Source organism: Tissierella pigra (assembly GCF_018917845.1).
Taxonomy (GTDB): Bacteria; Bacillota; Clostridia; order Tissierellales; family Tissierellaceae; genus Tissierella; species Tissierella pigra.
In genome coordinates, this window is record NZ_JAHLPJ010000001.1 from 957483 (window position 1) to 969733 (window position 12251).

Sequence of the window (12251 nt, forward strand, 5' to 3'; positions counted from 1 at the left end):
TATGTCAAATTTTCATATGCTTTGTGAACCTATAAAAGAAAAGATTATAAACAAACTTGGTTGGAGAGAGTTAACACCAGTTCAAGAAATGACTATTCCTGAAATAATAAATGGGAAAAATTCAATAATTCTTGCACCTACTGCAGGCGGAAAGACTGAAGCAGCATTTTTTCCTATTCTACATACTATCCATATAGAGGATATAATAGGAACATCAGTGATTTATGTATCTCCAATAAAGGCATTACTTAATAATCAGGAAGAAAGGCTTAAGAATCTTTCTTCTTTTGTATATGGAAGTGTCTTTAAGTGGCACGGAGATGTTGAATCCAGTGAAAAGATTAAGTCATTTAAACAACCACCTAATATACTTATGATTACACCAGAATCATTAGAGGTAATTCTAATGAATAAAAAAATAGATAAGAATAATTTTTTTAAGAATATTAGATTTGTTGTGGTTGATGAAATTCATTCTTTTGCAGATAGTGAAAGAGGAGTTCATCTAATGGCACTTATAGAAAGAATACAGGATTATTCACAATATGATATTCAAAGAATTGGTCTTTCTGCAACTGTAGGTAACCCTAGAACTATTGGTCAATGGATGCAAGGAAGTAGCAATAGAGAGTTGACTATAATAGATCCACCTAGACAAAATAGTCAAAAACTTATTGAGATAAAACTTAACAAGAAAAATGAAGACTTCGGTGCTGAAGTATGTAAAAGAATTTATGGAAAGAAGGCTCTATTTTTTTCTAATAGTAGAAGTGCAGCAGAAGGATTAAAAAAATCTATCGAAGATTATGGCATAGAAACTTTTGTTCACCATTCATCAGTAGATAAAAGATTTAGGGAAAAGGCAGAGGAGAGATTTAAGATTGGCAATAATACTTGTATTATTGCTACTAGTACATTAGAGTTGGGAATTGATATTGGAGATTTAGATATTGTTTTACAACTTGATTCTCCTAATACAGTCTCATCTTTTTTACAACGTATGGGAAGAACAGGTAGAAGAAAAGGTACAATTGCTCATTATGTATTTTTCCCGACGAAATCTAATAAATTTATCTTAGCAATCGCTATATTGAATCTTGCAATTAAAGGGTTTGTTGAAAATGTATACGTTAGTAAGATATCATATGATTTAATGTTTCATCAAATATTAACTATGTCTCTTGCAGAATTTGGTATCAATAAAGATAAAGTTTTTGAAGTGCTAAAAGGAACTTATTCATTTTCAGGAATTAGTAGAGAAGAATATGAAGATCTTCTAGGATATATGATAGATAAGAAATTTATACAAATGGAAAAAAATAATATATATGTAGATACTCAAACCGAAAAAAGTTTCGGAAGACAAAACTTTATGACATTATATTCTGCCTTTGAAACTAATAAGGAATTTACAGTTAAGTATAGAAACAGAAGCATAGGTACATTAGAAAGATGGTTTGTTAATGCATTGGGAGATAACTTTCAATTTATTTTAGCGGGTAAATATTGGCAGACAGATAAGATAGATTATGATAAATCAATAATACACGTAGTAGAAACAAAAACAGCATTGCCTCCAAGGTGGATGAGTGGAGAAGGCTTTTATTCTTATGAGTTATCCCAAGAAATACTCAAAGTATTAAGCACTGATGAAGATTATTCTTTTCTAAATGGTTATGAAAAAAATGTACTAAATGAAATTAGATATGAAGAGAAGGCTTTCGGGCTTAAAATTGGGAAAGTGATTATCGAGGAGATTAAAGATGGATATCACTTTCATACCTACGCAGGAAACCGTGTGAATTATACACTGGCTACTGCTTTAAGTTTAATAAATAAAATGATTGATATAAAAAGTATTACGTGGAGTGGATTTAAGTTAGTTGTGGTAGATAAAGATTTTAGACCAACAGATAAAGAAATCTTAGATGAAATTCACAATATGAAAAATGATGAGGATTATTTTAATTGCATTTATGATGAACTAATCAATCGTGTACCGGACATTTCACTATCTAAATATCAGAGATACTTGCCAGATACATTAAGAAAAAAGATGAGTGCAGATTATGCATATGATGTAGAAAAAACTAAGGAATTCACTAAGAATGTTTCAATAGAAATATTAAAGATATATTAATGTTGGGAAGGGGGAAGAGTTTTGCCTAGTTTTAATAATTTAAAGGATTTAGAAAATTATCTAAAGAAAAATCCTGAAATAGTACTTGAACAAAATATAGGTAAAGTAATCGAATATGAGTGTCCTAAATGTAAAACAGTTGAAAAGATAAAGATTACTTCTAAGAATAAGGGAAGATGTCAAAAGTGCAATAGTGATATTGAAATCACAATGGTTATAGAATAATCTAAGGCTATTTTAATTTTAGGGGAGTTTTTACAATGAAAGATAATAATTCAGTAGTTTTTACAAAAGATAGAAAGATGAATAATCGTAATTTAACAATCGGAAAGAAATATAGGCATTTTAAAGGAAAGGAGTATCTTGTTTTGCATATTGCAAGACATTCAGAAACATTAGAAGAACTTGTTGTTTACCAAGCATTATATGGCGAAAAGGGTATCTGGGTAAGACCACTTGATATGTTTTTAGAACAGGTTGAAGTTAATGGGATGTTAGTAAATAGATTTGAAGAGTGTGAGGAATAACAAGGAGAGATGGGTATGACCTCTGTAAAAAGATCAGAATGTATAGATGATATAACTTTACACGAAGCAATCAAAAGAGTTATAAATGAATACGGTTCTACTACAGTTGAAGAAATAACTTTAAGAGTTAATGAATATGGTCTATATGAAAGAAAAGATAAGAAACCTATACCTAAAAATCAGGTAAGTGCTCGAATTAGAAAATATCCTGATCTGTTTATAATAGAGGATGGGAAAGTGTACCTAAATTGTAAAAACAATATTCTATCCATTGAGGCATTTGTAGGAGGTTATTTTGGAAGTTCTTATCAAGTGTCAATAGACTTAGAAAACAATACTGCAACTTATAAAAAACTTGAAGATGGTTATGAGATTATTAATGATAGAGAAGTTGTGATAGAAAATACTGAAATTGAAAAGTTTCGTTCGGAATTAGAAAGTATCCGTATTTTAAAATGGGAGAAGGAATACTTTGCTTCTGTTTTAGATGGGACAAGTTGGTCAATTATTATTAAAACCGCAGATGGGGAATTTGAAAGTAGTGGTTCCAATTCTTTCCCAAGAAATTGGAATAGGTTTTGTAGTAGCATAGAGAAGATTATTATGAGTGAGTTTAGGTGATTGCAGTATCTAAAAGTAAGGGTAAAAGAAGGTGAATTATATGCTATCTAAACAAGATATTAAGAAAATGTGTGAGGCTCCTGCTGATAATAAGGCATATTATAGGCCAATCATCTGTAAAGGTGAATTATCTAAAGTTGATATTTTCTTTGTAGGCACCAATCCTGCGACTCCGATTTATCCATTAGATATGGATTTGGATACATATGTAGATTTACTTATGAATTATGAAAGATTTATTGAGTTTTATAAGATGTACAGAGTAAAAAAAGGTAAACAAGAAGTTTCTCGAACTCGTACTGGTATGAAATCTTTTCTTAATTGGCTCTCAAGTAATACTTGTGAAGCAATTGCTGAGACAGAAGTTATCCCTTATCCAACAGAAAGCCTAAAATTATTAAAAAAAGAACCTGACTTTATAATTGAGCGAGGTAAAGAAGTGTTCTATGAGTTACTTATGGAAATTAAGCCTCGATTAATTATTCTTCACGGAAAGAGAACTGTTGAATATTTTGATGAAATATTAACTGAAAGAGGTGCTATACCCTCAAAATCTATTTGCTTAGATAAAACTATTGAAGATATAGAAAAGCAACTACCGTTATATAGATTTAAATATCAAAATGGAAAGATTGCGAGTATTATGGCTTGTAGACACTTTATGTATTATGGTATGAAAGGGGAATCATTTAAGTCATTTAGAGAAAATATCTTAAAGGTATTAAAAGATAATATACATCAATAATATTTGTTAAGAGTAATTTAATTTTGAAGGTTTTATAATATAAGTTTAATAGAAATTAAGTGAACAGGTAATTTGGAATTCGTTAGATAATGATTTAATGCATTCCAAACTATCTGTTTTTTTATTTTGAAAATTGTGATTAAATTTATAAAAAATGCTTGACAAATTCAATTTTTGTTTATAAAAAAGTTTCCATAGACAAAAAAGATGAAACTGTAATGTAACTTTTTCATCTTTTTCATCCTTTTTTGCATAAAAGAAGAGATACATAACAGGAAATGAGTTAGAAAATGGTAAATTTGGAATGATTCGAATAAAAAATTTTGCTTTTAAAAAGTGGTCTCAAACTCAGTGATGGTGATGTGTTAGCAATTTTTATCTACGAAATTACGGAAATAAACTTTAATAGTAATAGTTTACAGCCTTTTAAGCCTTTCGATATAATTATATTATAAAGAATAACGGCCTTTATTTCTTTTATAAACTGAAACTTCAATTAAGTTCAAAGATATTTTTTAAAAAATTTATAGTTTATTGTTTTATTAGGTGAAAGTTGCAACTATGTGCGATCTTATAAGTAACACTGCTAAATATAAAAGGGAGGAATAAAAATGCAAATTTTAAAAGAACGTATAAAAAATGCTCAAAATGGTGTGGAAACATTAGAAATGCTTGATAAATATATTAATGATTACCCAATGGGAGAACCTTTAACAGGTTATGAGTTTGACTTTGCAGCAACTCTAATTAAAGAAGAAGAGTTTGTTATAACCGAAAATGGATATAAGGTTGGTTTTGTAAAAGGAAGGTCTTTCGCTTATTTTATCTATTACAAAGAGATACCTTCTTTATATGAAAAAATTAGCGGTATTGATAGGAATTTTTTAATCCATCAGTGCAATACTCTTTTATTTATTATTAATATTCAAGAGTTTTCAAAAAGAATACTTCATTTTTTTGAGAATATTAATGATAGCATAACATCAGAAGGTTTGAATACATTAATTTGTAATTATCTAACTCTTGTTTATGGTAGTGTGGAAAATTATCAAAAGAAAAAACAAGAATTAAGAGAATGGTATGAGGAAAAAATTGGGAAAGAGAGTGGAGAGTAATCTCCATTTCTTTTACTATAGCCTAGGGGTACTAGAAAAATATATTTCATTTAATATCCTCAACATAATATAAATTATGCTGCCGTTGTCCGCTTTTACCCGAGGATCAAGAGATGATTAATACAAAATATCAACATAGTTTAAGAGGAAATTGCAGTATTATTTGAAGACATAATTTATGGAGTGTTATTTAGTAATAAAACATCTGTTAATGATAGAAGTTTCAATGTAGTTAACACAGTTTTATCGCTATTGATTAGCAGCAGTTGTTAGCCATAGAATTGCTAAAACAGATTACACCATAATATGGTATTATAAAGAAAATATCATTTATAAGGGGGAGAAAGGATGTCGATTCCAAATTTGCAAATTGTGCTCAAAACAATCAGAGAAAATTATAATTGCTCGCTAACAACCATTAAAGGTAAACGAATTATGTTTGAAGGAGTGAGCAATAACAAGAAATTAGTTCTTTGTACTCCATCTTCAAAGTTGCATTCTCAAGGTAAAGGCTGGTTTGATCTCACAACTAAACAAGTCGAACTTCTAGATGATTCAGACATTTCGATACTTGCAGTTCGGTTAGAAGGAGGAAAAGTATATTATATTAACTTTAAAGATCTTAGAAGGTTAATGGAACCAGAGATGATACTTGAGAACCCAAGAGAAGGTAAACACTGGAAGTTTTATGTTTGGCCAAGTTATTTAAAAGTTCAAGGTAATGAAAAAGAATTTCATATTCAACCTGAAGTTGTTTACTAAGAAGTAGATACCCTTCCATTTGATAAAATTTATAAGAGTCAGGTGATAATCCTGACTTTTGTATTTAAATAATTTTCTATTCGAGTGTAACACAATTAAAAAAGAGTTAATCTCATAAAATGGCTGAAAGCCTTGAAAAATAAACATCCCTTTAATAATATCATAATTTATGTCTTATTAGTGTAACATATTGGGCTGCCTTATAACAGTAAGCGTGATATAATGAGACTAGAAAAAATTTCTGGAGGGAGTGTTTACCATAGAATTAGTTCAGCCAATAAAAGATATGGATAAGATTATTGAACTCAAAAGAGAACTGCTGAAGCGCAATTATAAGTATTATATGCTTTGTATTATGGCATTTAACACAGGAATGCGTATTGGAGACATAATTTCTCTAAAAGTTTCAGATGTAAAAAATAAAACTCATATTGTTATTAGAGAAGAAAAGACAAATAAAACAAAGTTGTTCCCAATCAATGAACAGTTAAGGCAGGAAATTAATAGTTACATTGTTGGAATGCAAGAAGAAAATTACTTATTTCCAAGCAGGCAAAAAAATGCGAATGGGGTAAAATCACATATTACTAGAGTACAGGCCTATAGGTATATTAAAAATGTAGCAGAGAAATTAGGAATAGAGAACTTTGGAATGCATTCGTTTAGAAAATCATTTGGCTATTTTTACTATCAACAAACAAAAGATATTGCAAAATTAATGCAGATTTTCAACCATAGTTCTCAGGAGGTAACTAAAAGGTATATTGGATTATCACAAGAGGAAATCGACGAAAGTTTGCAGAATTTCTTTTTATAACAATTATAGATGTAATATTCCTAGGGCTAGAAGTTTAGATTTTATAATGGAGGGAGATATATGCCAAATACTGATTGGTCTTTATTAAACACATTGCAATTAGGGCGATATGCTGAATATTATGCAAAAATGGAATTTGCTTCTTATGGTCTAGAGATATATTCATCTGAGGTAGATGATCACGGAGTAGATTTTATTGTAAAAGATAAAAATGGTCGTTTTTGTGAAATACAAGTAAAATCTTTAAGAAATAAAGGGTATGTTTTTGTTCAAAAGAGCAAGTTTGATATAAGTAATAAAAATTTGTACCTTACATTATTGTTATTTGAAAATGGAAAGAGTCCTGATATGTTTATAATTCCATCAGGGGTATGGGAAAAACCTAATGAAGTATTTGTTGATAGAAACTATGATAAACCCGGGCAAAAAAGTGCTCCAGAGTATGGAATTAATATATCACTGAAAAACTATGATATCTTGGATATATTTAGGTTTCAAGAAGTCATTAGAGAATTTACTGAGAAAAAATTATGTTAAGAGAAATTAGAGAGTAAAATTAATGAAACAAAGCGTCAGACTTGGAAATAATCTAGTGCATTTTATTTTTGTAAATGAACACTCATCCGCTAGAAAGAAATCCAATATTATTTTAGATCAAATAGAAGACGATGATTAATATTAGTCAGTCTTCTATTTTTTGTGGCAAGAATTTACAATATCATATATAATTATAGTAATAGATTTGTCGATACCAAGTATAAAAGTATAACTATGATATCACTATGTTGTATTGGTCGGTATTAATTCTTCATTTTATTAGAACAAGATGTATGAATGAATGCAAAAAAGAAGTAAGGAGGGGTTGGGTAGGATGGTACTAAGCAAATATGAAGTTGTAAGAATATTAAAGCCAGGAAATAACAGTTATTCAGAGGTATCTGAGATTAAAGATATATCCACAGAGAAACATTATGCTATGAAAATAATTAAGGGAATTAATACTCCTTTACATAATGTTATTTTTGAAAGAGAAGTAGGGGCATTAACTAAATTAAGAACGTGTAGTAATATCGTCAGATTAGAACATTATGATATTCATAATGATGATAATTATGGAAAATGCGGACGAGTATTTCTAGAGTATATTGAAGGGGAACAACTGCAAAAAATTGATGTCCTAGAATTAAATACTATTGAAAAAGTCAAAATTATAGAGCAATTGATAAGTGCTATTCAGACAGCACACGAAAATAATATAATACATAGAGATATAAATCCTAAGAACATAATGATTACTCCAGATAAACAAGTTAAATTAATTGATTTTGGAATTAGTAAAATAAAAGATATGGTAAACTCTGATACTTTATTTCAGTTTGCCACCAATAAATATGCTGCCCCAGAAGTTCATACTCATAGTGAGAATGCTACAGAAAAGAGTGATATATATTCATTAGGAGCAGTATTATATTTTATATTTACGGGAGAAGAGCCACCAATAGCAAATGAGTTTGAAACAAAGTTAGAAAAGACTGGTGGAATTGATATTGAATTTAAAGAAATAATCAAAAAAATGGTAAAGTTATCGCCTGAGGATAGATACGATAATATTTTTGAAGTTAGAAAGGAATTAAAAAAGTTATTTAATAGATTTACTAAGCAAAATAGAACTTATATCTTTTCAATTGATTCAGGTAAAATAGTACATATGAGAAATCTTTCTTTAGTTCCTAATAGTGATAATTTTGCTGATATAATAGAAAATTACATTAATGAAGATTTTTTGGAAGCCTATATATTTATTGAAAATGATGATGAAGAAGATAAAATAGAGGAGTTATATACGCTTTATGGTATTCACTATTATTTTGAGTGTTATTATGATGATAAGAACCAGATATTCCGTATTACTAAAGTAGATAAGTTACAACCTTATAAAAGAGAGCAAATTAAGAGAAAAGCAATGTATGTTAATGGGGATGTTAAGTTTATTTTGGGTGGAAAAAGAATACCTTCTAATAATAATTTTGAATTAACAATTAGTACTAAAGATAGCAAAAAGGACTTCTTATCTTCTTCTAATGTCAATAACGAATACACGAAGAAGTTTTTCGCGTGGCATAAATTACTAGATATAATGGAAATAGAATATAAGAAGAATGTTATTAGAGTAAACTATGATTCATTTAAAATAGAAGATAATGTTTGTGTTTTTTCTATTAATGAACAGGATTATTATTTACTTGATGAAAATAAGGATGAAATTACATTTATATATGAAAATACGAAGGGCAAAAGAAATAAGGTTGTTGAGATAGGAAATCTAAAGAGTATTTATATTGATAATGAAAAATTCTATTTAAAACTAAATAATATAAATACGGGGTTGAAGTCAAAGTTACCTAAAATTGGAGTTATATGTGAAGATTATAGAAGAAATCTTTCTTTGATTAATAGAGAAAAAAAGGCCTTAAATTCTTTTAATAATGAAGACTATGTAAGTCCCTCAAATTTAAAAAGCATCTTTTCTGGCATACAATCAGCAAGTTTTTTTAATGCACCTACAGGAAGAGTTTATTTTAACGAATTACTAGATGGAACGCAGAAAAAAGCAGTTACTAAAGCGTTAAATTCTCAAGATATATCACTAATACAAGGGCCACCGGGTACAGGAAAAACTAATGTAATAATTGAGATTTTAAGACAAATACTTGAAATGAACAACCAAGGGCAAATATTTAAACAGAAAATTTTGCTAGTATCTCAAGCACACGCTGCTGTGGACAAGATGCTTGAAGATTTAGATCAAACTTCTAGTGATAATATAAAAGTTATTAGAATAGGAAGAGATGAAAATTTATCAGATACTGTTAGGGAGAAATATGCCGTAGATTATGCACAATCAAGATGGGTTAATAGAATTATTGACGGTAGTAATAATTTTGCAAAAAATTTGTTATCATCTTTAGAAATTGATAAGGAAGAGTTCGATAAGTATTGTGAAGCGATTATGGAAACTAAGTTTTCTAAGGGAGAAGATGAAAAATTATATGAAAGTGCTATGTCTTTTATAACATATTTCGAAGAAAAGTATAAAGAACTATTAGAGACAAAGGACTTTAAATCTCTTCAAATACAAAAAGATTGGGTAAATAGAATTGTTGGTAGAATGGATATTCAGCAGCACTTTATAAAAAATGCTGAGATTGTTTCAGGAACTTGTACAGGTGTTATATCCAATTATGTAATAAATGATATGGTATTTGACTATGTAATAATCGATGAAGCAGCAAAAGCAACATTTCCAGAATTATTAATATCCATCATTAGAGCAAAAAAAATTATAATGGTTGGCGATCATAGGCAACTTCCACCAGTATTGGACGAAGAACTAATAAAGAATAGTAAGCAAACATTTATTGAGAGCAACTTAGATTTTAATACATTATATAATAGTATATTTATGAAACTATTTGAACATCTTCCTAGTGAAAATAAGCAAGTGTTAAATACACAATATAGAATGCACCCCACTATTGGAACAATGATAAGTCAACTTTTTTATGATAATCAAATTTTAAATGGAGTTTCAATAAAAGATAGAAAGCATAATATCAAGAAGTATATGGACTTAGCCATTGTTTGGCTAGATACCTCAAAGTCACCAGATAGATTTGAGGAGAATATTTCAACTACGTATAGGAATATGCTAGAGGCAAATATTGTAAAAGAACAATTAAAACTTATAAATAACAGTATAGATAGTTCTGAGTATGATGTAGGGGTTATTACACCATACAGTGGGCAAAAGAATTTAATTCGTAATGAAATACAGCAAAATACCTATGATAACATAAATAGTAATGTAGTAGTGAATTCAGTTGATGCTTTTCAGGGCGGTCAAAAGGATATAATAATTTATTCTACTGTCAGAAGCAGTGATAAACACAAAAATATTGGATTTCTAAAATCCGAAGAAAGATTAAATGTTGCATTTTCAAGAGCGAAAAGACTTTTAATAATAATTGGAGATGCTGAGTTTTTAAGTGATACAAGCATTAATGACAACAAGTTTCCATTAATAATAAAATATATAAAGGAAAATCCGGAACATTGCAGGATCATTGATTATCTTTCTTTAAATGCAGACGGAAATAGGGAGGTTTAAATATGTGGAATATTGCTTATGATTTAAATAGATTAATTCCTCCTATAAAAAGTGGCTATAACTTTATTAAATCGATAAAGTTATATATACCGTATAAAGAAATAGGACTTAAGACATTGGTTAGAAAAGAACAACCATTACCCTTTTTTTATGAAATAATACTGAAGTTAGTTGACTGTAAATATAATGAAATACATAATATTTCAGAATTGACTGGTGTAGAAGAAGAAATTTTAAATGATGTAGTAGGTGAGATGTCAGGGAGCGACTTATTATACATCAAGAGTAACATAATTACTTTAACACCTAAAGGAAAGGAATCATTGAATAAATTAAAAAGGACTGTTATTGAAAAAGAGGAATTAAATAGGATTTATATAAATGCTATTACTGGTGAAATCAAGGATTTAGATCGTACATATAAAAAACCTGATTATATGTGTCCTTGTTTAGACGAAAAAATTAAAATTACTGATGAATTTATTACAAACCATTTTAGTGATTTTGATGAATATTACCAAAAGAGACAGGAAGACTACGAAGTTAAAGAACAACATAATAGTATCAGAAATGAAATTTACCAGATAATTGGGAAAGAATATGAAAAATTATGTTATATTGAAGAAAGAGCATTTATATATAAGAATATTAGAGATAATGATTTATTATTTGAATGTGAAAATGACCCAGAGAATATATATGGAAATACTCTTGCAAGACAAATTTATGACTGCACTGGTGCAAGAAGTTTTTTAGTTCCTCCTTTTAATTGTGGCAAATATTTAGACATACAAGTTAGTATAGATGGTGAAAAAAAGGAAAACACTGAAAAATTAGTGCAGGTTTTATCGAATAATACTACTTTAGATAATAAAAGTAAGGAAGAGATAGAAGAATACTATTTTACGGATAGATATTTATTAGAGAATGAGTATTTCGATATTCTAACTTCATTAAAAAATATTAAACCATCTGAAGTTGTAATATCATCAGGAGAATTATCGAAGATGTTAAATGATGAAGTTATTTCAGCATTACAATCAATTATTAATAAAACTAGAATTTATATTATATATGATAAGAATGAATATAAAATTAGTCAACTAAAGAGTAAATTAATGAATTATATGAAGAAAAATCGAAATAGGATACAATGGATTGAACAAGAGAACATTACTCAAACTGATATAGTATTATATCCTCAATGTTTAATTAACATTAAATATAACCCCATTCCAGTTGGAAAAGACTATTTGATAGAAGAGGTTCCAGAGATAATTTTTGATAGAGAAAAGATAAAGATTCAGAAAGATAGTCTATTAACCAAGAATAAATGATTTTTTCTGTTAATACTTA

The 12251-nt window shown here is 28.6% G+C and carries 11 protein-coding genes; all 11 read left to right on the forward strand.

The window, feature by feature from the left end:
* Position 1: 1 nt before the first annotated feature.
* Positions 2–2140 (forward strand): DEAD/DEAH box helicase, encoded by a 2139-nt coding sequence (locus tag KQI41_RS04705; RefSeq protein ID WP_154440332.1) that lies wholly within the window; start codon positions 2–4, stop codon positions 2138–2140.
* 21 nt (positions 2141–2161) lie between these two features.
* Positions 2162–2365, forward strand: a complete 204-nt coding sequence (locus KQI41_RS04710) for a hypothetical protein (RefSeq protein WP_078025145.1) — start codon at positions 2162–2164, stop codon at positions 2363–2365.
* Between the two features lie 35 nt (positions 2366–2400).
* Positions 2401–2667, forward strand: a complete 267-nt coding sequence (locus tag KQI41_RS04715; protein WP_229768563.1) for a DUF1653 domain-containing protein — start codon at positions 2401–2403, stop codon at positions 2665–2667.
* Between the two features lie 15 nt (positions 2668–2682).
* On the forward strand, positions 2683–3288 hold the full coding sequence (locus KQI41_RS04720; RefSeq protein ID WP_154440334.1) for a hypothetical protein: 606 nt from the start codon (positions 2683–2685) through the stop codon (positions 3286–3288).
* Positions 3289–3328: 40 nt separating this feature from the next.
* A complete protein-coding gene (locus KQI41_RS04725) occupies positions 3329–4033 on the forward strand; it encodes a hypothetical protein (RefSeq protein WP_154440335.1) in 705 nt (234 codons plus the stop codon).
* Positions 4034–4644: 611 nt separating this feature from the next.
* Positions 4645–5148, forward strand: a complete 504-nt coding sequence (locus KQI41_RS04730) for a hypothetical protein (protein WP_154440337.1) — start codon at positions 4645–4647, stop codon at positions 5146–5148.
* A 348-nt stretch (positions 5149–5496) separates the two neighbouring features.
* Complete coding sequence (locus KQI41_RS04735; RefSeq protein WP_059031719.1) at positions 5497–5910, forward strand: hypothetical protein; 414 nt, start codon at positions 5497–5499, stop codon at positions 5908–5910.
* Between the two features lie 250 nt (positions 5911–6160).
* Positions 6161–6727, forward strand: coding sequence for a site-specific integrase (locus tag KQI41_RS04740; protein ID WP_216584934.1), 567 nt, complete (start codon positions 6161–6163; stop codon positions 6725–6727).
* A gap of 60 nt (positions 6728–6787) precedes the next feature.
* Complete coding sequence (locus KQI41_RS04745; protein ID WP_195837977.1) at positions 6788–7264, forward strand: DUF4365 domain-containing protein; 477 nt, start codon at positions 6788–6790, stop codon at positions 7262–7264.
* Between the two features lie 334 nt (positions 7265–7598).
* Entirely contained in the window at positions 7599–10895 is a 3297-nt protein-coding gene (locus tag KQI41_RS04750) for a serine/threonine-protein kinase (protein WP_195837978.1), read from the forward strand.
* A 2-nt stretch (positions 10896–10897) separates the two neighbouring features.
* Positions 10898–12232 carry a hypothetical protein gene (locus KQI41_RS04755; protein WP_154440341.1) on the forward strand — a complete coding sequence of 445 codons (1335 nt, stop codon included), beginning with the start codon at positions 10898–10900 and terminating at the stop codon, positions 12230–12232.
* The last annotated feature ends 19 nt before the right edge of the window (positions 12233–12251 follow it).

Excerpts from the sequence above, each read along its gene's own strand:
- KQI41_RS04705 (WP_154440332.1), top strand. The coding sequence starts at position 2 with ATGTCAAATTTTCATATGCTTTGTGAACCTATAAAAGAAAAGATTATA.
- KQI41_RS04715 (WP_229768563.1), top strand. The coding sequence starts at position 2,401 with ATGAAAGATAATAATTCAGTAGTTTTTACAAAAGATAGAAAGATGAAT.
- KQI41_RS04720 (WP_154440334.1), top strand. The coding sequence starts at position 2,683 with ATGACCTCTGTAAAAAGATCAGAATGTATAGATGATATAACTTTACAC.
- KQI41_RS04725 (WP_154440335.1), top strand. The coding sequence starts at position 3,329 with ATGCTATCTAAACAAGATATTAAGAAAATGTGTGAGGCTCCTGCTGAT.
- KQI41_RS04730 (WP_154440337.1), top strand. The coding sequence starts at position 4,645 with ATGCAAATTTTAAAAGAACGTATAAAAAATGCTCAAAATGGTGTGGAA.
- KQI41_RS04735 (WP_059031719.1), top strand. The coding sequence starts at position 5,497 with ATGTCGATTCCAAATTTGCAAATTGTGCTCAAAACAATCAGAGAAAAT.
- KQI41_RS04745 (WP_195837977.1), top strand. The coding sequence starts at position 6,788 with ATGCCAAATACTGATTGGTCTTTATTAAACACATTGCAATTAGGGCGA.
- KQI41_RS04750 (WP_195837978.1), top strand. The coding sequence starts at position 7,599 with ATGGTACTAAGCAAATATGAAGTTGTAAGAATATTAAAGCCAGGAAAT.
- KQI41_RS04755 (WP_154440341.1), top strand. The coding sequence starts at position 10,898 with ATGTGGAATATTGCTTATGATTTAAATAGATTAATTCCTCCTATAAAA.